Source organism: Lentzea roselyniae, from assembly GCF_039537795.1.
Classification (GTDB): domain Bacteria; phylum Actinomycetota; class Actinomycetes; order Mycobacteriales; family Pseudonocardiaceae; genus Lentzea; species Lentzea atacamensis.
Window position 1 is genome coordinate 29,075 of record NZ_BAABBE010000028.1, and the last position, 17,678, is coordinate 46,752.

At 69.4% G+C, this 17,678-nt stretch carries 26 protein-coding genes; 17 read left to right on the plus strand and 9 right to left on the minus strand.

From position 1 onward, the window contains the following. Positions 1 to 121 precede the first annotated feature (121 nt). From ABFX45_RS35730 to ABFX45_RS35745, 4 genes are all read left to right on the plus strand, one after another. Entirely contained in the window at positions 122 to 904 is a 783-nt protein-coding gene (locus ABFX45_RS35730) for a choice-of-anchor protein CoaP (protein ID WP_109640029.1), read from the plus strand. 11 nt (positions 905 to 915) lie between these two features. Continuing rightward, complete coding sequence (locus tag ABFX45_RS35735) at positions 916 to 1,107, plus strand: LPXTG cell wall anchor domain-containing protein (RefSeq protein WP_109640030.1); 192 nt, start codon at positions 916 to 918, stop codon at positions 1,105 to 1,107. Between the two features lie 66 nt (positions 1,108 to 1,173). Then, the gene (gene wecB / locus ABFX45_RS35740; protein WP_109640031.1) at positions 1,174 to 2,346 is read left to right on the plus strand and encodes a non-hydrolyzing UDP-N-acetylglucosamine 2-epimerase; all 1,173 of its coding nucleotides are present in this window, start codon (positions 1,174 to 1,176) and stop codon (positions 2,344 to 2,346) included. A gap of 244 nt (positions 2,347 to 2,590) precedes the next feature. Then, the gene (locus ABFX45_RS35745; RefSeq protein ID WP_346134933.1) at positions 2,591 to 3,220 is read left to right on the plus strand and encodes a hypothetical protein; all 630 of its coding nucleotides are present in this window, start codon (positions 2,591 to 2,593) and stop codon (positions 3,218 to 3,220) included. Here ABFX45_RS35745 and ABFX45_RS35750 read toward each other — a convergent pair. Next, on the minus strand, positions 3,217 to 3,756 hold the full coding sequence (locus tag ABFX45_RS35750; RefSeq protein WP_109640032.1) for an isochorismatase family protein: 540 nt from the start codon (positions 3,754 to 3,756) through the stop codon (positions 3,217 to 3,219). The genes ABFX45_RS35745 and ABFX45_RS35750 overlap by 4 nt on opposite strands. Beyond that, positions 3,753 to 5,042: a nicotinate phosphoribosyltransferase gene (locus tag ABFX45_RS35755; RefSeq protein WP_109640033.1), complete on the minus strand. Its 1,290-nt coding sequence runs from the start codon at positions 5,040 to 5,042 to the stop codon at positions 3,753 to 3,755. The genes ABFX45_RS35750 and ABFX45_RS35755 overlap by 4 nt, the downstream gene beginning before the upstream one ends. 79 nt (positions 5,043 to 5,121) lie before the next feature. On the opposite strand from ABFX45_RS35755, the gene clpS reads away from it, so the two are divergent. From clpS to ABFX45_RS35775, 4 genes are read left to right on the plus strand one after another with little or no spacing between them, the layout of a single operon-like run. After that, a complete protein-coding gene (gene clpS / locus ABFX45_RS35760) occupies positions 5,122 to 5,421 on the plus strand; it encodes an ATP-dependent Clp protease adapter ClpS (RefSeq protein WP_109640034.1) in 300 nt (99 codons plus the stop codon). After that, on the plus strand, positions 5,418 to 5,975 hold the full coding sequence (locus ABFX45_RS35765) for a DUF2017 domain-containing protein (protein ID WP_211337595.1): 558 nt from the start codon (positions 5,418 to 5,420) through the stop codon (positions 5,973 to 5,975). Before clpS ends, ABFX45_RS35765 begins: the two co-directional genes overlap by 4 nt. Continuing rightward, a complete protein-coding gene (locus ABFX45_RS35770) occupies positions 5,972 to 6,883 on the plus strand; it encodes a P1 family peptidase (protein WP_346134936.1) in 912 nt (303 codons plus the stop codon). The genes ABFX45_RS35765 and ABFX45_RS35770 overlap by 4 nt, the downstream gene beginning before the upstream one ends. Positions 6,884 to 6,900: 17 nt before the next feature. Then, entirely contained in the window at positions 6,901 to 7,152 is a 252-nt protein-coding gene (locus tag ABFX45_RS35775) for a hypothetical protein (RefSeq protein ID WP_346134937.1), read from the plus strand. Here the strand turns inward: ABFX45_RS35775 and ABFX45_RS35780 are convergent. The 3 genes from ABFX45_RS35780 to ABFX45_RS35790 are packed head-to-tail and all read right to left on the minus strand — an operon-like array spanning position 7,130 to position 8,395. Further along, positions 7,130 to 7,555 carry an SRPBCC family protein gene (locus tag ABFX45_RS35780; protein WP_170155186.1) on the minus strand — a complete coding sequence of 142 codons (426 nt, stop codon included), beginning with the start codon at positions 7,553 to 7,555 and terminating at the stop codon, positions 7,130 to 7,132. The two genes, ABFX45_RS35775 and ABFX45_RS35780, sit on opposite strands and share 23 nt — an antisense overlap. Continuing rightward, entirely contained in the window at positions 7,552 to 8,052 is a 501-nt protein-coding gene (locus tag ABFX45_RS35785; RefSeq protein WP_109640038.1) for an SRPBCC family protein, read from the minus strand. The genes ABFX45_RS35780 and ABFX45_RS35785 overlap by 4 nt, the downstream gene beginning before the upstream one ends. Then, positions 8,033 to 8,395: an ArsR/SmtB family transcription factor gene (locus ABFX45_RS35790; RefSeq protein WP_109640039.1), complete on the minus strand. Its 363-nt coding sequence runs from the start codon at positions 8,393 to 8,395 to the stop codon at positions 8,033 to 8,035. The genes ABFX45_RS35785 and ABFX45_RS35790 overlap by 20 nt, the downstream gene beginning before the upstream one ends. Positions 8,396 to 8,505: 110 nt before the next feature. Here ABFX45_RS35790 and ABFX45_RS35795 point away from each other — a divergent pair, with 110 nt between their 5' ends. From ABFX45_RS35795 to ABFX45_RS35805, 3 genes are read left to right on the plus strand one after another with little or no spacing between them, the layout of a single operon-like run. Continuing rightward, positions 8,506 to 8,916, plus strand: coding sequence for a M67 family metallopeptidase (locus ABFX45_RS35795; protein ID WP_109640040.1), 411 nt, complete (start codon positions 8,506 to 8,508; stop codon positions 8,914 to 8,916). 28 nt (positions 8,917 to 8,944) lie between these two features. Continuing rightward, positions 8,945 to 9,217, plus strand: coding sequence for a MoaD family protein (locus ABFX45_RS35800; RefSeq protein ID WP_109640041.1), 273 nt, complete (start codon positions 8,945 to 8,947; stop codon positions 9,215 to 9,217). 8 nt (positions 9,218 to 9,225) lie between these two features. Continuing rightward, complete coding sequence (locus tag ABFX45_RS35805) at positions 9,226 to 10,176, plus strand: PLP-dependent cysteine synthase family protein (RefSeq protein WP_109640042.1); 951 nt, start codon at positions 9,226 to 9,228, stop codon at positions 10,174 to 10,176. Positions 10,177 to 10,871: 695 nt separating this feature from the next. On the opposite strand, the gene ABFX45_RS35810 is transcribed toward ABFX45_RS35805, so the two are convergent. Further along, on the minus strand, positions 10,872 to 11,732 hold the full coding sequence (locus ABFX45_RS35810; RefSeq protein ID WP_109640043.1) for an SMP-30/gluconolactonase/LRE family protein: 861 nt from the start codon (positions 11,730 to 11,732) through the stop codon (positions 10,872 to 10,874). A 32-nt stretch (positions 11,733 to 11,764) separates the two neighbouring features. On the opposite strand from ABFX45_RS35810, the gene ABFX45_RS35815 reads away from it, so the two are divergent. From ABFX45_RS35815 to ABFX45_RS35830, 4 genes are read left to right on the plus strand one after another with little or no spacing between them, the layout of a single operon-like run. Next, positions 11,765 to 12,376 (plus strand): rhomboid family intramembrane serine protease, encoded by a 612-nt coding sequence (locus ABFX45_RS35815; RefSeq protein WP_233440062.1) that lies wholly within the window; start codon positions 11,765 to 11,767, stop codon positions 12,374 to 12,376. Between the two features lie 11 nt (positions 12,377 to 12,387). Further along, positions 12,388 to 13,137: a glutamate racemase gene (gene murI / locus ABFX45_RS35820; RefSeq protein ID WP_109640106.1), complete on the plus strand. Its 750-nt coding sequence runs from the start codon at positions 12,388 to 12,390 to the stop codon at positions 13,135 to 13,137. Between the two features lies 1 nt (position 13,138). Continuing rightward, complete coding sequence (locus tag ABFX45_RS35825) at positions 13,139 to 13,906, plus strand: MBL fold metallo-hydrolase (RefSeq protein WP_109640045.1); 768 nt, start codon at positions 13,139 to 13,141, stop codon at positions 13,904 to 13,906. Beyond that, complete coding sequence (locus tag ABFX45_RS35830; RefSeq protein ID WP_109640046.1) at positions 13,903 to 14,319, plus strand: OsmC family protein; 417 nt, start codon at positions 13,903 to 13,905, stop codon at positions 14,317 to 14,319. The genes ABFX45_RS35825 and ABFX45_RS35830 overlap by 4 nt, the downstream gene beginning before the upstream one ends. On the opposite strand, the gene ABFX45_RS35835 is transcribed toward ABFX45_RS35830, so the two are convergent. Then, positions 14,277 to 14,771, minus strand: coding sequence for a DUF2231 domain-containing protein (locus tag ABFX45_RS35835; protein ID WP_233440063.1), 495 nt, complete (start codon positions 14,769 to 14,771; stop codon positions 14,277 to 14,279). The genes ABFX45_RS35830 and ABFX45_RS35835 overlap by 43 nt on opposite strands. 49 nt (positions 14,772 to 14,820) lie before the next feature. Between ABFX45_RS35835 and rph the strand changes: the two genes are divergently transcribed. Together rph and rdgB are read left to right on the plus strand one after the other, a co-directional pair. Next, positions 14,821 to 15,585 (plus strand): ribonuclease PH, encoded by a 765-nt coding sequence (rph, locus tag ABFX45_RS35840; protein ID WP_109640048.1) that lies wholly within the window; start codon positions 14,821 to 14,823, stop codon positions 15,583 to 15,585. After that, the gene (gene rdgB / locus ABFX45_RS35845) at positions 15,582 to 16,181 is read left to right on the plus strand and encodes an RdgB/HAM1 family non-canonical purine NTP pyrophosphatase (protein WP_346134943.1); all 600 of its coding nucleotides are present in this window, start codon (positions 15,582 to 15,584) and stop codon (positions 16,179 to 16,181) included. The genes rph and rdgB overlap by 4 nt, the downstream gene beginning before the upstream one ends. Positions 16,182 to 16,495: 314 nt before the next feature. On the opposite strand, the gene ABFX45_RS35850 is transcribed toward rdgB, so the two are convergent. Both ABFX45_RS35850 and bcp read right to left on the minus strand, forming a co-directional pair. Next, positions 16,496 to 16,837, minus strand: coding sequence for a DMT family transporter (locus ABFX45_RS35850; protein ID WP_109640050.1), 342 nt, complete (start codon positions 16,835 to 16,837; stop codon positions 16,496 to 16,498). Between the two features lie 275 nt (positions 16,838 to 17,112). Then, complete coding sequence (gene bcp, locus ABFX45_RS35855) at positions 17,113 to 17,580, minus strand: thioredoxin-dependent thiol peroxidase (RefSeq protein WP_109640051.1); 468 nt, start codon at positions 17,578 to 17,580, stop codon at positions 17,113 to 17,115. Positions 17,581 to 17,678: the final 98 nt, after the last annotated feature.

Below are 17,678 nucleotides of genomic sequence, written 5' to 3' on the forward strand. Positions count from 1 at the left end.
GATACGGGGAGTAACCCTCAGTTCCCTCGAAAGAAAGCCGATGCCGGTAATTGCCCCCGGAAAGCGTGAACCAGATTGGTTCGACCGTGCCCTGGGGCCGGAGAATAACGGAAGGAGTTTCATGCGTGTCCGAATGACGGGACTGGCCGGAGTGGTTGCGATCGCAGCTCTCTTGGCCGGTGCCGCGCCTGCTTCGGCCGCTCCGGGGGACGCCTCGGCCTACGGTGCCAAGCTCAGCGTGACGCTGCTCGGCAACCCCGCGGTCAACGCGGAACCGTTCGCCGCCGCCAACGCGAACGGGCCGACGCAGAACACGTTCGCCGGCGTCGACCTCACCGGGATCCTGAAGACCGGTGTCATCAACGCCTCCGCGTCGCGGGACGACAAGTCCGGTGGCGTGTACTCGCGGGCGAGCACCGCGGACGTCCGGGTCGACCTGCTCTCCAAGGTCACCGGCAAGATCTCCGCCGAGCTGGTCGAGGCGGAGTGCACGGCGACCCAGAAGGGTCTGGCCGGCAAGTCCAAGCTCGCGGGCGTCAACCTCGGCAAGCTCGGCCAGGTCAACGCCGACCCGGCGGCCAACACGGTTCTCGACGTGCAGCTGGCCGGCATCAAGATCGCTGAAGTGATCTTCAACGAGCAGATCAAGAACAACGACGGCAGCCTCACCGTGAACGCGATTCACATCAAGCTGCTGCAGGGCAAGCTCGGGTCCATCGGCACCGGTGACGTGATCATCTCGTCCGCCACGTGCGGTCCCGCCGGCCTGCCCATCCCGATGGCGTCGGGTGCGGGCCTGTGGATCGGCCTCGGCCTGCTCGGTGTCGTCGCCGCTCCGGTCGCTTTCGTGGCGCTGCGCCGCCGCGCGTCGCTCAAGTCCCAGCCTCACTTCGGGCAGGCCTAGAGGAGCGGCAGATGTACAAGGTCCCCGGTACCGGCGTCGGTGTCGGCACGGGCGTCGGAGCCCTCGCGGTCACCGGCGCGGACGTGACGTGGTGGATCGTCGCGGGAATCGTTCTTCTGGTCGCGGGTGCGTTCCTCATGCACTCGACGCGCAGGAAGCGCCGTGCCGTCCCCGTCAAGGCCAGACCGAACCGAGCTGGCTGACACGGTCCGCCTGGGGTTGCCCCCGCTCCCAGGCGGACCACCCGGTCTCCCCGAGAGAGGACAACGGTGAGCAAAGAAGTTCTGCTGGTGGCGGGTACCCGGCCGGAGGCCGTCAAGATCGCCCCCGTCGCCATCGCGTTGAGGGGGCACCCCGGCCTCCGTCCCACTATCGTCCACAGTGGACAGCACGCCGGCATGGTCGAGCAGGCGCTCAGCGCGTTCGACCTGGTGCCCGACGTGCGGCTGAACGTGCCCAGGGTCAACGGAACCCAGGCCGAGCTGGTCTCCCGGTTGCTGCCCGAATTCGACGCCGTGCTCGAGGAACGCGACCCGGCGGTCACGCTCGTGCAGGGCGACACCACCACGACCCTGGCCGCGGCGCTCGCCTCCTTCTGGCGCGGAATCCCCGTGGCGCACCTCGAAGCCGGTCTGCGGACCGGTGACCTCTACGGCCCGTTCCCCGAGGAGGGGAACCGGCAGATGATCTCCCGCATCACCTCGCTGCACCTCGCGCCGACCGACGACGCCGCCAACGCGCTGAACGTGGAGTCCCTGCCGGACAGCCACATCGTCGTCACCGGCAACACCGTCGTGGACGCCGTACAGCGCGTCGCGGCCGCCGACCTCCCCGCGTCCAGCCCCGATCTCGTCGCCCTGGAACGCACCCTGGACGCCACCGGTGGCCGGCTCATGCTCGTCACGGTGCACCGCCGCGAGTCGTGGGGCCGCCCGCTGATGCGCGTGCTGAACGCCGTGCGCGCCATCGCCGACCGCCACCCCGACGTGCACGTGCTGATCCCCGCGCACCCGAACCCCGGTGTGCGCGAACAGGTCGTGTCGTTGCTGGGCGGCCACGAACGCGTCGTCATCACCGACCCGCTGGACTACCCGGACCTGGTGCGCGTGCTGCGGCGCGCGGCCCTCGTGCTGACCGACTCCGGTGGCATCCAGGAGGAAGCGCCCACGTTCGGCGTGCCGGTGCTGGTGCTGCGGGAGACCACCGAACGCATGCTCGCCGTCGACGCCGGGTGCGCCTGGCTCGTCGGCACGGACACCACCCGCATCCTCGCCGAAGCGGGATGGGTGCTCGGCTCCCGGCTGCGGCTTCCGCTGGGGCGCAACCCGTTCGGCGACGGGCGTGCCGCCGTGCGGGTGTGCTCCGCGTTGGAGAGGCTGGCGGGCCTGCCGACTGCTCTGCCGCGCCGGGAGCCGTTCGCCACGCTCGTCGGTGTGAGGTGAGCCGGCGCGAGTGAGATTGCCGTCAATTCGAGTGGCGAAAGCGGGTGATCCTCAGCTTAATCGTGACTTCCTTTGGTGACGAACAGCTCGCCTGTCGCCCGGTCGTGTAATTGCTAATTCACGAACGAGTGACATGGGGTGCCGAGTTGTTATCTGCACCGCGCATCACAACCATTATCAGGTGCATAGAACAAGAGCCAAGGGGAGAGGGCGAACAGTGCACAAGAGTTTGATCGCAGGAGCCGTGATCGCCATGGCCCTGGCGAACGCGGCCCCTGCGTTCGCGAGCAACCCGCCGGGCACCGCGTCCGCCGGTTCCGCCGACTTCGCCAAGGCGGACCAGACCTTCAAGGTCGAACCGCTCGCCGTGTGCGACGTGAACCCGGACCAGGCGGGCACCGTGACCGGGTCCAGCCCGGCAGTGAGCAGGAGCGGGCTCAAGATCGGTGAGACCAGCTCGGCGTGCACGACCGAGGTCGTGAACCCGGACGAGTTCATCACCAAGACCAGGTCCGTGGCCACGGGCAAGGCGTTCGAGCTGTCCGCGCTCGTCGCCGCGAAGGGCCCGCGGCTCAAGATCGGTGAGTGGAAGATCACCTGCGAGGCCACCGACGCCGGCACCAGTGCCGGGTGGGAGCTCAAGGGGATGTCCGGCTGGACCGGGCTGCCGCAGCAGATCCCGTCCGGCTACGTGCACGACATCAAGGCGGGCAACGGAACCGTGCTCGCCAGGGCCAAGTTCACCGACACGGTGTTCCCGGTGCCGAACGACGGCAGCCTCAGCATGACGCTGCTGAAGATCACGTTCGAGCCGTCGTCCGGTTACACCGGAAGCATCACCATCGGCACCACGGCCTGCACACCCACGCCTTAGGCGACAAGCACACCCGCGGCGCGCAGCTCGGTCAGAGCGGCGTCGCGGGTGTTCTCGGCAACGGCGGCGGTGAGGCCGGCGAGCACCGTCGTGCGGAACCCGTTGCGCTGGGCGTCGAGCGCCGTCGCGCGGACGCAGTGGTCGGTCGCGATGCCGACGACGTCCACATCGGTCACGCCCCTGTCGGTCAACCACCCCGCGAGGTCGTTCTCCGCCTCGAAACCCGAGTAGGCGGCGGCGAAACGGCCCTTGGAGAAGACCTGCTCGACGGACGACACGTCCAGTTCCGGGTGGAACGACGCGCCGGGCGTTCCCGCGACGCAGTGCGCGGGCCAGGTGTCGACGTAGTCCGGGGTCTCGGAGAAGTGCGAGCCCGGATCCACGTGGTAGTCGCGCGTCGCCACGACGTGGTCGTACGACGACGAGGCGATGTGCTGCGAGATGGCCGCCGCGACGGCCGCACCACCGGCGACGGCGAGCGAACCGCCCTCGCAGAAGTCGTTCTGCACGTCGACGACGATCAGTGCCTTGGTCATCGGGACTCCTCCAGGTAGACCGTCGGGATCGCGGGCTCGCCGCGCGAGAGCTTGAGGCCTTCCCACGGCACGCTCACCAGTGCCGCGCGCAGACGTTCGCGGCTCTGCTCCAGCGTGGGGACCTCGGGGGTGACCTGTCCAGCGCGCATCAGCGGGATCTGCACGAGCTTGTCGAACTTGCCGAGCTCGGGCTCGGCGGACGCCTGGAACACGACCTCTTCCAGTGCGGTGCCGGTGTCCTTGTGCCGCCGCAACGCCTTCTTCCAGCCGCCGCGCGACTGCTTCGACGTGCTGCGCTTCTCGACGTGCCTGCCGTCGACCTCGACCAGCTTGTAGACCATGCCCGCGGTCGGTGCGCCGGAACCGGTCACCACCGACGTGCCGACGCCGTACGCGTCCACCGGTTCGGCGCGCAGGGCGGCGATCGAGTACTCGTCGAGGTCGCCCGACACGACGATCCGGGTGTTGCGCGCGCCCAGCGAGTCGAGCTGGTCACGTGCCTGCCTGGCCAGCACGCCCAGGTCGCCCGAGTCGATCCGGATCGCGCCCAGGTCGGGACCGGCGACGGCGACGGCGCTCTTGATGCCCTCGGTGATGTCGTAGGTGTCGACCAGCAACGTGGTGCCGGCGCCCAGCGCCTCGATCTGGCTGCGGAACGCCTCTTCCTCGCTGTCGTGCAGCAATGTGAACGCGTGCGCGCACGTGCCCGCCGTCGGGATGCCGTGACGGCGGCCCGCTTCCAGGTTCGAGGTCGCCGTGAAGCCCGCGAGGTAGGCCGCGCGGGCACACGCCACGGCGGCTTCCTCGTGCGTGCGCCGCGAGCCCATCTCGATCATGCGGCGGCCGTTCGCCGCGGTGACCATGCGGGCAGCGGCGGACGCGATGGCGCTGTCGTGGTTGAGGATCGAGAGCGCGAGCGTCTCCAGCACGACGCCTTCCGCGAAGGACGCCCGCACCGTCAGCACCGGCGAGCCGGGGAAGTACAGCTCGCCTTCCGGATAGCCGTCGATCTCCCCGGAGAACCGGTAGTTCGCGAGCCAGTCCAAGGTCGCGTCGTCGACCACGGCGTTGCGGCGCAGCTGGTCGATCTCCTCCTCGCCGAAGCGGAAGTTCTCGATCGCGTCCAAAAGACGGTTCACCCCCGCGACGACGCCGTAGCGGCGGCCGTCCGGGAGCCTGCGGGCGAAGACCTCGAACACGCACGGACGGTCACCGGTCCCGTCACGCAGCGCGGCCGCGAGCATTGTGAGCTCGTAGTGGTCGGTCAGCAACGCCGTCGAGTTCATGGTCGCCAACCCTAAGGTCGCATCCGGTTTAGCCGCATGCGGTCTCCGCCACTGCGGCGAACATGACACCATTGGCGGTATGACCACGCCCGTCGAACAGGAACGGACGCAGCCAGAGGCCATCGGCGAGGAGATCGCCGCGGAGGACAGGCCTTGGCAGACCGTGGTCTGGAACGACCCGGTCAACCTCATGTCGTACGTGACGTACGTCTTCCAGAAGCTGTTCGGCTTCAGCAGGGACAAAGCGACCAAGCTGATGCTCGACGTGCACCACAAGGGCAAGGCGATCGTGACATCGGGCACGAAGGACAAGGTGGAGGCCGACGTGGCGAAGCTCCACGCGGCGGGGCTCTGGGCGACCATGCAGCGGGCCTCGTGAAGCGGTGGATCCGCGACGGTGACGTCGTCATCGGCAGGCTCGACCGCCAGGAAGCGGCGGTCGTCCGCGGTCTGGTCAGCCAGATCCAGGACATGCTGCTCGCTCGCGCCGAGGAGACGCCGCAGGACGAGCTCGCCGAGCTGACCGGCATCAGAACAGGCCCGTCGGAAGCGCCGGATGATCCGATCCTGGGCAGGCTTCTGCCTGATTTTCATCGGTTGGACGACGACGCACCGGACCCGGACGAGGTCAACTCGGCGGCGGCGCTGCGGTCGTTGCACGAGCCGGAGCTTCTGGACCACAAGACGGGTGCGGCCGAGATCGTGCTGCAGACCTGCTCGCCCGACGGCGGCGAGATCCGGCTCTCCATCGGTGAGGCCGAAGCGTGGCTCGCGTCGCTGAACGACGTGCGCCTCGCACTGGGCACCGCGCTGGACGTCACCGAGGACATGCCGGACGAGCTGCCGCCGGAGGACCCCAGATCGCCTCACCTCGGCGTCTACCACTGGCTGACCTGGGTGCAGGACACCCTGGTCGACGCGATGATGCCGTGATCCCCGGCGTCCTCGTCGGGCACCACCACCGGATCGAAGCCGGCTGGGCCACCGGCACCACCGTCGTACTGGTGCCCGCCGGTGCGGTCGGCGCGGTCGACGGTCGCGGCGGTGCGCCGGGAACCCGCGAGACGGACCTGCTGGACCCTGCGAACCTCGTGCAACAGGTGCACGCCGTCTGCCTTTCCGGCGGTTCGGCGTACGGGCTGGCGGCCGCGGACGGTGTGATGCGCTGGCTGGCGGAACGGTCGATCGGCTTTCCCGTCGGCCCGCAGCCGCACCACGTGGTGCCGATCGTGCCGGGTGCGGTGATCTTCGACCTGCCGATGTCGTCGTGGGGCAACAGACCGGATTCATCGTTCGGCTATGCGGCTTGCGAGGCGGCTGCCGAGGAGTTCGCGCTCGGCTGCGTCGGTGCGGGTGCCGGTGCCCGGGTCGGGTCGTTGAAGGGCGGCATCGGGTCGGCGTCGACGACGGTCGGTGCGCATCGGATCGGTGCCCTGGCCGTGGTGAACGCGGCCGGCGAGGTCGTGGACCGCGCGACGGGCCTGCCGTGGCTGCCGTCGCTCGGCACCAGCGCTGTCGCGTTGCCCGAGCGCAAACCCGAGGGCCTCAACACCACGATCGGCGTGGTCGCGGTGGACGCGGCACTGTCCAAAGCGGAGTGTCAGCGGCTGGCGATGGCCGCGCAGGACGGTCTGGCGCGCGCGGTGCGGCCCGCCCACTCCATGTTCGACGGTGACACGGTGTTCGCGCTGGCCACGGGTGCCGTGCCGCTGGCCGAGCCGCGTCCGTTCGCATTGGACGCTCTCTGCGCGGCGGCAGCGGAGATGTTCGCGGAGGCCGTGGTGTCCGGTGCCCGCGAAGCCACGTCGCTGAACGAGGTAAAGGCGTTCAGCGACCTCTGAGTGGGTAGCCGTCGGGTATGACCGATGTGATTGACCAGGCTGCCGGTGTCGTCGCCGAGCTCGTACCGCCACCCGTCCGTCGTCATCCGCTGCACGGCCGCAACACGGCGTTGCTGCGCGTGGCCATCGGCGCCACCGCGGCGGCAACGGCGGTGGAGCTGGCCGAATGGCCCACTCTCTCCGAGGAGCAACGCCGCGGTGGTGTGCTGCGGCTCTGCGGGCTCGCCGCCGCCACGTGGTGCCTGGTCAGGGCGCTGCGTTGTCGATGAACGCCTTGAAGTTGCCGAGGTTGCGCTCGGCCTGCTCGCGCAACGACTTCTCCAGCACCCTCCGGCCGAGCTTCAGCAGGCCGGAGAGCTGGAACTCGTTGTCGCTCACCAGCTTCGTGCGCTGATCGTCGATCCTGGTGTACCGGTTGGTGATGGTGTGCACCATGCCGCGCGTTTCGTAGCGCGAGGTCCGTTCGTCGGCGGTCGCGGCCAGCACCGTCTCTTCGAGCGTGAACTTGCGGTACGTCAGCGTCGCCGTCGACCCGGCCGCGCCGGGCGTCTCGCTGTGCTGGGTGATGCTGAGCAGATCCGGCTGCCACTGGTGCACGTGGGCGGGGTCGGAGGTGAGCACCCGCACCCGTTCGATCGGCTTGTTCAGCACGATCTCGCTGGTGAACCTCATCGGACCACCTTCACCCATTCTCCGGCGATCTGCTCCGCCAGCTCGTGCGCCGCCGCCAGGTCCTCCTGCGCCGATGCCGCGATCCAGTCGACCGCGCGGCCGTCCGGCAGGTCTCCTGCGAGGTACTTCTCCAGCGCCACGAGTCCCAGCTCCCACCCGGCGCCGGTACCGGGGACGAACTCGCCGGGCATGGGGGAGTGGGTCAGCGTGAGGATCGTGGAGTCGCCGTCCGGGTCGAGCCGCACGAGCACGTCGGTGCTCATCTCGCCGATCTCCCAGGTGAGGCCGATCTCGCTGGGCCTGTCGCAGCGGACGATCTCACCACCCGCGTTGCCCTCCAGCTGGTACCGGCCGCCGACGCGCAGGTCTCCCGAGATGGGCAGGAACCAGCGCACCAGGCGTGCGGGATCGGTGATCGCCTCCCAGACGTCCTCACGCTCGGCCTTGTAGTGCCGCCGGATGACGAGCTTCTCGCCCTCATAGCTGCGGTCGGTCATGGTCTGCCTCCTCCTGGAGCCTGCGCTCACGCTTGCCGCGGGCCAGTTCGGTCGCGAGCGCGTCGAGGTGCGGTTCCCAGAACCGCCGGAAGTGGTCGAGCCACGCGTCGATCTCCCGCAGCGGGTCGGGCGCCACGGCGTAGACCCGGCGGTTGCCCTCGGGTCTGACCTGGACGAACCCGTTCGAACGCAGCACTTTCAGGTGCTGCGAGACCGCGGACTGGGTGATCCCGAACTCGGCCTGCACCGCTGCGCCGACGTCGCCCGCCGCCCGCTCGCCACCGGCGAGGAGCTCCAGGATCCGCCTGCGCACCGGGTCTCCGAGGACGTCGAACGCGTGCACGACAGCGACTGTAGTAGCTGTGGCTAATATTAGCCAGTACTAAAACAAGCAGCGTGCCGCGGTTATCTCGCATACCGAGACAAGTCCCGCCAGCCCGTAGGATTGACAACGTGCTGGTGATTCGCCGTGACCTGGTGGACGCGATGGTGGCCCACGCGCGTCGCGATCATCCCGACGAGGCGTGCGGGCAGATCGCGGGGCCCGAGGGCTCTGATCGCCCTGAGCGCCTCATCGAGATGGAGAACGCGGAGCGCTCGCCCACGTTCTACCGGTTCGACGCAGCTGAGCAGCTCAAGGTGTACCGCGAGATGCAGGCCAACGACGAGGAAGCGGTGGTCATCTACCACTCGCACACCGCGACAGAGGCCTATCCGTCTCGCACGGACATCAAGTTCGCGAACGAGCCTCAGGCACACTACGTGCTGATCTCCACGCGTGATCCGATCGAGTACGAGCTGCGGTCGTACCGCATCGTCGACGGTGTCGTGACCGAGGAACCGGTCAAGATCATCGAGTCCTGAGTTACGTTTCCCCGGAGGTAGAACCATCATGGCCGTCACCGTGTCGATCCCGACCATCCTGCGCACCCACACCGGGGGCGAGAAGTCGGTTTCCGCCAACGGCGCGACGCTCGCCGAGGTCATCGACGACCTGGAGAACAACCACGGCGGCCTCAAGGCCCGCCTGGTCAAGGAAGGCGCGCTGCACCGCTTCGTCAACGTCTACGTCAACGACGAGGACGTGCGCTTCGCCGGTGGCCTCGAGGCCCAGGTGAAGGACGGCGACAACGTCACCATCCTCCCGGCCGTCGCGGGCGGCTGATCTCCGCCATGGCCCGCTACGACTCGCTCCTGGACGCGCTCGGCGGGACACCGCTGGTGGGGCTGCCGCGGCTGTCGCCGTCGGAGAACGTGCGCATCTGGGCGAAGCTCGAGGACCGCAACCCGACCGGCTCGATCAAGGACCGGCCCGCGCTGGCCATGATCGAGGCGGCGGAGCGGGACGGCGTGCTGCGTCCCGGCGCCACGATCCTGGAGCCGACCTCCGGCAACACCGGCATCTCGCTCGCCATGGCCGCGAAGCTCAAGGGCTACGGCCTGGTGTGCGTGATGCCGGAGAACACCTCGACCGAGCGTCGCCAGCTGCTGCAGGCCTACGGCGCGCGCATCGTGTTCTCCCCGGCCGCCGGCGGGTCGAACCAGGCTGTGGCGACGGCCAAGGAGCTCGCCAAGCAGAACCCGGACTGGATCATGCTCTACCAGTACGGGAACCCGGCGAACGCGGAGGCGCACTTCCGCGGCACCGGCCCGGAGATCCTGGCCGACCTGCCGACGATCACGCACTTCGTCGCCGGGCTGGGCACCACCGGCACGCTGGTCGGTGTCGGCAGGTACCTGCGGGAGGCCAAGCCGGACGTGCAGGTCATCGCCGCCGAGCCGCGGTACGGCGAGCTCGTCTACGGGTTGCGGAACCTCGACGAGGGCTTCGTGCCGGAGCTGTACGACGAGTCGGTGCTGACCGGGCGGTACTCGGTCGGTTCCTACGACGCGTTGCGCCGCACCCGCCAGCTGCTGGAGACCGAGGGCATCTTCGCCGGCATCTCGACGGGGGCCATCCTGCACGCCGCATTGGCTGTCGCGCAGAAGGCCGAGGTCGCCGGGAAGAGCGCCGACATCGTGTTCATCGTCGCGGACGCGGGGTGGAAGTACCTGTCCACCGGTGCCTACGCCGGCACGCTGGACGAAGCGGCCGCCAAGCTCGACGGCCACCTCTGGGCCTGAGCAGGGCGGACGTGTCCAACGCGTCCGCCCTTGCCCGCTATCCTGCGGCGGTGACGGTCACCGCTGACGATCTTGACGCGGCTGTCTCCTGCCTGGCCGGCACACTCGGTCCCGCGACCGGCCGGGACTGGGTGACCCTCCCCGGCACAGGAGAGTGGAACTGCCGGCAGACCGCCGAACACGTCGGCGACTGCCTGTTGTCCTATGCAGCGCAACTCGTCGCCCGGCCTGATGCCCGCTACGTGCGCTTCCTCGCTGTTGCGGACAAGGAGGCGAGCCCGGCCGAAGTGCTGGAGTTCGCGGTGACCGGTGGCAGGATCCTCGCCTCGGTGGTGCGGACAACGGCGCCGTCCGTGCGTGCCTACCACCCCACCGGCATGGCCGGCCCCGCGCACTTCGCCGGCATGGGCTGCGTCGAAGCACTGGTGCACGGCGAGGACATCGCCCGCGGCCTCGGTCTTCGGCTCGACCCGCCACGCGACGTCTGTGCTCGCGTGCTCGCGAGGATGTTCCCCCACGGCGACCTCGACGTGGATCCCTGGACCGGCCTGCTCTGGGCCACCAACCGCACCAGCCTGCCCGGCCGTGAGCCGCAGACCGGCTGGCGCTGGCAGGGCCCGCCGGCAGAGCCCGAAACCGTCAGACCCGCTGAGTGCGTTGTGACGCAGGGGTTCCCAGCTCAGGGGACGCCTGCGTCAGCCTGCGAAGGCCGTTCCAGGCACCCCGGCACCGACGCCCGGCAGCACCAGCACCGAGCCGTTGAGCTGCCGGTCCATCAACGTCTGATCCGACAGGCCGACCCGCGCCGACGTGACGTAGAGGTCGGTGAAGTCCTCGCCGCCGAAGCAGCACGCCGTCGGCTGGTCGACCGGCAGTTCGATCTCCCGGTCCAGCTCACCGGCAGGCGTGTAGCGGCGCACTGCGTGCCCGCCCCACAGCGCGACCCACACGCACCCGTCGGCGTCGACGCACAGCCCGTCCGGCCAGCCGTCGGTGTTGCCGACGTGCGTCAGCGGACGGCGGTTCGCGACGGTGCCGGAGGCGTTGTCGAAGTCGAACACGTCGATCCGGCGGGTCGGGGTGTCGATGTAGTACATCAGCGTGCCGTCGGGGCTCCAGCCGACGCCGTTGCTGGTGTTCACCTTGTCCACCATGACCTTCGCGGCGCCCTCGCCGGTGATCCTGGCGAGCCAGCCCTCGTCGGAGGCCTGGTCGTAGCGCATCGTGCCGGCCCACAGACGACCCGACGGGTCGATGCCCGCGTCGTTGCCGCGCACGCCGTCGCGCGCCCAGTAGACGAGCCACGACTTGGTGCCGTCGCGGTCGATCAACGCGATGCCGTCGCGGAGGTTGCAGACGATGCCGCCCTGGGCCCGCGGCTTGGCGGCGCCCACGTGCTGGGGCACCACGAGCACGGCGTCGTCGTCCCGCGCCGGGGCGTAGCGGTGGACCTCGGAGGCCAGGATGTCCACCCACAGCAGGGTGGAACTGCTGTGGTCCCATGTCGGCCCCTCGCCGAGCTGGGCCGATGCGCGCACCGCTACTTCGATCGACACCTGATCAGCTTATGGGCACGTACTCTGGAAACGTGGACCGCACCGCCCTAGCGAAACGGGTCATCCCGCCGCACCCCGTGCTGTCGCTGTTCGTCGTGGCCGGGTTCGTCGGCTTCCTCTACGTCGTCGAGGCGTTCGACATGGCGACCGGCGGCTCGCTGGAGGGCGACGGCGTGCGGCCGCGCGACTTCGGCGAGTGGGACAACCTCCTGTGGATGCCGCTGATCCACGGTGACTGGAGCCACCTCACCGGCAACGCGGTTCCGTTGCTGCTGCTCGGGTTCCTCGCGACCTCCGGTGGGCTCAAGCAGTTCTTCCAGATCACCGCGGTCATCTGGCTGTCGTCGGCGCTCGGCGTGTGGGTGTTCGGCAGCCCCGGCAGCCACATCGGCGCGTCCGGGCTGGTGTTCGGGTTCCTGGCGTTCCTGCTGGTGCGCGGGCTCTTCGCGCGGTCGTGGCTGCAGCTGGTGATCGCGGTCGGCGTGTTCGCCCTGTACGGCGCCGCGTTGTGGGGCGTGCTGCCCGGTCAGCCAGGGGTGTCGTGGGAAGGCCACCTGTTCGGCGCAATCGGCGGCGTTCTCGCCGCGTGGGGTGTGTCTCGTGACAACCGCCGCAGGAGCGCACCGGCTACATTCACCGCGTGACGATCGGGATCATGGACTCGGGCGTCGGCGGCCTCACGGTCGCCCGAGCGATCATGGACCAGCTGCCCGGCGAGTCGATCCACTACATCGGCGACACGGCGAACGGTCCGTACGGGCCGCTCCCGATCGCGCAGGCGCGCAAGCACGCCCTGGAGATCTGCGACCGGCTGGTCGACGAGGGCTCGAAGATGCTCGTGATCGCGTGCAACACCGCGTCCGCCGCCTGCTTCCGCGACGCGCGTGAGCGCTACGACGTGCCGGTGGTCGAGGTGATCCTGCCCGCGGTGCGGCGCGCGGTGACGACCACTCACAACGGCCGGATCGGCGTGATCGCCACGGTCGGCACGATCAACTCGCACGCCTACCAGGACGCGTTCCAGGCGGCGCGGGACGTGACGGTGACGGCAGCGGCGTGCCCCCGGTTCGTCGACTTCGTCGAGCGCGGCATCACGTCCGGGCGGCAGGTGCTCGGGCTGGCGCAGGCGTACCTGGAACCGTTGCAGCGCGCCGAGGTCGACACCGTCGTGCTGGGCTGCACGCACTACCCGTTGCTGACCGGCGTGATCCAGATCGTCATGGGCGAGGCCGTGACACTGGTGTCGAGCGCCGAGGAGACGGTGAAGGACGTCGTGCGGCTGCTGACCGAGCGCGACGAGTTCGCCTCCGACCCACCCGTCCACCGGGTGACGTGCACTGGTCCACCCGAGCGGTTCGCGAAGCTCGCGGCCCGGTTCCTGCCTACCTTCGAACAATGGGGCTGACGTGCTGCTGACCGTGCTCGGCTGCTCCGGCAGCATTCCCGGACCCGGCGCGGCGGCGTCGGGCTACCTGCTCGAGGCCGACGGGTTCACGCTGGTGCTCGAGTTCGGCAACGGGGTGCTGTCGCGGTTCCAGGAGGAGCGGCCGCTGTTCTCGATGGACGCGCTGGTGCTGTCGCACCTGCACCCCGACCACTGCATCGACGTGTCCTCGCTGTACGTGGCGCGGAAGTACCACCCGCAACCGCCTGCCTCGGTGCTGCCGGTCTACGCGCCTTCCGAGGCTCCCACGCGCTTCGCCGCGGCCTACGCGCCCGACGCGGCTGAACGTTCGTCGCTGGACCTCTCGGACGTCTTCAGCTTCCACGGCCTCGGTTCTCCAGTCCGGATCGGACCGTTCACTGTGGACTCGGCTGTGGTGGCGCACCCTTGCGAGGCTTACGGGTTCCGGATCTCGTACGGCGGGGTGTCGCTGGCCTACACCGGCGACAGCGGCCCGTGCGACGCGCTGAACACGCTGGCCTCCGGCGTCGACGTGCTCCTGAGCGAGGCGAGCTGGACCCACGCCCCCGACCGGCAGCCGGACCTGCACCTGTCCGGGCGTGAAGCGGGCGAACTGGCCGCGCGGGCGGGCGCCGGACGGCTGCTGATCACGCACGTGCCGCCGTGGACGTCGCGCGAGGACGTGCTGGAGGAGGCCCGATCCGTGTTCGGCGGGCCGTGTGAGCTGGTCGTGCAGGGCGGCCGGTACGAGGTGGGGGAGAGCACATGATCGAGCTGGAGAGAGTCGGAGAGCACGAGTTCATGGCCACGAACGGGCGTGGCGCGTCCGTCCGGATCGGCCGCAAGGGCCAGGAGGGCTCGTTCAGCCCGGTCGAGCTGCTGGTGGCGGCCGCGGCGGGCTGCGCGATGGTGACGTCGGAAACCCTGATCCTGCGCCGCACCGGCGGCGACCAGCTGACGGCGACCGCGGACGCGGTGCAGTCCGAGAGCGGCAACGAGGTGATCTCCATCCCTGTGACGCTCTCGTACGACCTGTCCGCCGTGGACGATCCCGAGGCGCTCGAAACCCTCGTCCGGCGCGCCGTGGAACAACTCTGCACGGTCACGCGGACGCTCAAGCAGTCGGCAACGGCGCCCCTTCAGCTCCCGACGCCGCTCCACACGGCCGTCGACCCGCTGTGACCGGCGCGGATCGTCTGCACGGTGGTACCGACCGCCAGCAGCACGACCAGCACCGACACGACGACTGAGATCACCCGCCACGTCTTCGTGGTGGGTGCCTCCGCCTGCCGCTCCCGGTCGGCGAGCCGCCCGGCCACGAGCAGCGCGATCACCGCGACGCCGAAGCCGAGAGCGATGGGAAGCAGCGTCGTGCCGAGGTCGGCATGGGTCTGGATGGCGGGGTTCTGCACGCCGTTGCGCTCCAGGGCCGCCTGCAGGTCCTCACCGGCCTGTTTGGCCATCGGGACCGCCGCGACACCGGCGAGGGTGACCCCGAGAACCGGCCACGCGTACTTGCGCCGCCAGCCCGGGACCAGCGCGATCGCGATCGAGCAGACCGCCGCGAGGGGCAGCAGCACGACCACCGCGTGCACGAACAACGGGTGAAGCGGAATACCGTCGATCGTCAGCATGTCTCTCCCTACGCCGTGGCGCTCCGCAGGGTTCATTAGGGTAGGCGGCGTGGTGCGAAGCGACGGCCGAAACGACGACGTGTTGCGTGACATCCGGATCACGCGTGGATATCAGACCTGGCCCGCGGGCTCGGTCCTGATCGAGTTCGGGAACACCCGCGTGCTGTGCGCCGCGAGTGTCACCGAAGGCGTCCCCCGCTGGCGGCAGGGCTCCGGCCTCGGCTGGGTGACCGCCGAGTACGCGATGCTCCCCTCAGCCACGCACAGCCGCAGCGACCGCGAGTCCGTGAAGGGCCGCATCGGCGGCCGCACCCACGAGATCTCCCGCCTCATCGGCCGGTCTCTGCGCGCCTGCATCGACCTGGCGGCGCTGGGCGAGAACACCATCGTCATCGACTGCGACGTCATCCAGGCCGACGGCGGCACCCGCACCGCCGCGATCACGGGTGCCTACGTGGCCCTGGCCGACGCCGTGACGTACCTGGGCGCCGCGGGCCGCCTGGCCGACCCGTCGCCGCTGTCCTGCGCGGTGTCCGCCGTGTCGGTCGGTGTCGTGGACGGCCGGGTGCGTCTCGACCTGCCCTACGAGGAGGACTCGCGGGCCGAGGTCGACATGAACGTCGTCGCCACCGACGCCGGCACGCTGATCGAGGTGCAGGGCACCGGTGAGGGCGCGACCTTCGCCCGGTCCACTTTGGACCGCATGCTGGACGTGGCGCTGCTCGGGTGCGCCGAGCTGAACCGCCTCCAGGCCGCCGCGCTGGCTCAGCCCTACCCCGGCGTGCTGCCCGAGCCCAAGGCGGGCAGGCGATGAAGCTGTTGCTGGCCTCGCGCAACGCCAAGAAGCTTCGCGAACTGCAGCGCATCGTGGCCGCCGAGGGCCTGGTGGGCATCGAGGTGCTGTCCTTGTCGGACGTGCCCGAGTTCCCAGAGGCGCCCGAGACCGCGCCCGACTTCGAGGGCAACGCACTGGCCAAGGCCCGTGACGCCGCCGCCGCGACCGGTTTGGTGTCCGTTGCGGACGACTCCGGGCTCGCGGTCGACGAGCTGAACGGCATGCCGGGTGTGCTGTCCGCCCGGTGGTCCGGGAAGCACGGCGACGACGACGCCAACCTGGACCTGCTGCTCGGCCAGCTCGGTGACGTGCCGGACGAGCGCCGTGGTGCCGCCTTCGTGTCGGTGGTCGCTCTCGTTGTGCCCGGCGGCGAGGAGGTCGTCGTGCGTGGCGAGTGGCGCGGGACGTTGCTGCGGGAGCGGCGCGGTACCAACGGGTTCGGCTACGACCCGATCTTCGTGCCCGAGGGGTACGAGATCACGTCGGCCGAGATGACCGCCGAGCAGAAGGACGCGGAGTCGCACCGGGGTCGCGCCCTCAAGCTGCTGGTCCCGCACCTACGCAAGCTGGTCTAGCCGACCCAGTTGATCATCACATCGGCCCCGAGTCCTCGAGCCCGATGTGGCGCTGCTCCCGGTTCAGTCGAGCCGCAAAGACTTTCCCGCGATTGCGCGCAGGTCGATAGTGGCGTTGCTTCGAAGGCAGAGAGTGCCGACGCCGGATAGTTCGGGTAGCTCGCCGAGATCGTTGCCCGCCTTCATGTTGACGATCTGAAGGTCTCCACAGGCGGGAGTCTGGCGAGTGCGTCAAAGGCTCGGTGGCGGCGCGCATCGCCACCGACTGACCGAGCTGGGAGACGGCGGCGATCTCGAAGTGCACCCAAACGAGATTAGACGGTGGCCGCCTGCGCGTGGGACGCAACGGACACAACGCAGACGCCGGCCGCGATCAGCGCCATGCCGGCGAGCATGGCGAGGTTCAGCGGGTCGGCGAACAGCACGCGGCTCGTCAGCGCCACCAGGGCGATGCCGGCGCCCGCCCAGATCGCGTAGGTGATGGCGACCGGCAGGCCCATCCGGATCACCACCGACTCCAGGTAGAGGGCGGTCAGGAAGCCTGCGCCCAGACCTATGACCGGCCACGGTTTTGTGAAGCCGTCGGAGTACTTGAGACAAAGGGTTGCGAAAACCTCCGCGCCCACGGCGACGGTCAGCAATATCCACTTGAGCATTGAATTTTCCCAGCACGAAATGCACGCAGCGCAGGGCATACGTGTTTGTAGACGAACGGAGGACGGGGCTTAAAAGCCCAGGTCAACCGCCGCGCGTGGGGAAGTGGACACGCAGAACGAAATCAGACGGGATGTCGGGGCCGCGAGGTGCCGTCAAGCGACACACGGTGTATCACCCTCACCGGAACAGGGGCGGCTTTGTTGCACGCCCTCCACCCGACCATACCTCAGAAAGGGGTCGCCGCCGCAACCACAACGGCGGCGACCGGAGAAAATCAGGCGGGGAGTTCGCGCAGCAGCTTCGCGACGTGGCCGGTGGCGCGCACGTTGTACATGGCCTTGACGATCTTGCCGTCGGGGCCGACGAGGAACGTCGAGCGGATCACGCCCTGGACGGTGCGGCCGTAGTTCTGCTTCTCGCCGAAGGCGCCCCACTCGACCAGGACCTCCTTGTCCGGGTCGCCGAGCAGCGGGAAGGTCAGGCCCTCGGCGTCGCGGAACTTGGCCAGCTTCTCCTGCTTGTCGGGGGAGATGCCGACCACGGCGTAGCCGAGGTCGTTCAGCTGGGCGAGGCTGTCGCGGAAGTCGCACGCCTGCTTGGTGCAGCCCGGCGTGCTCGCGGCCGGGTAGAAGTACACGACCACGGACTTGCCGAGGTAGTCGGACAGGGACACCGGCTTGCCCTCGCTGTCGGGCAGCGTGAAGGCGGGCGCGGTGTCTCCAGGTTCGAGACGACTGGTCATGCCGGAAAGACTAGTGCCGTGACAGCCAGCCTTCGCCGCGTCTTCACCGCTCAGCGGCCGTCTGACCGCCGAACACGGGGCAAAGGCCGACTACCGCG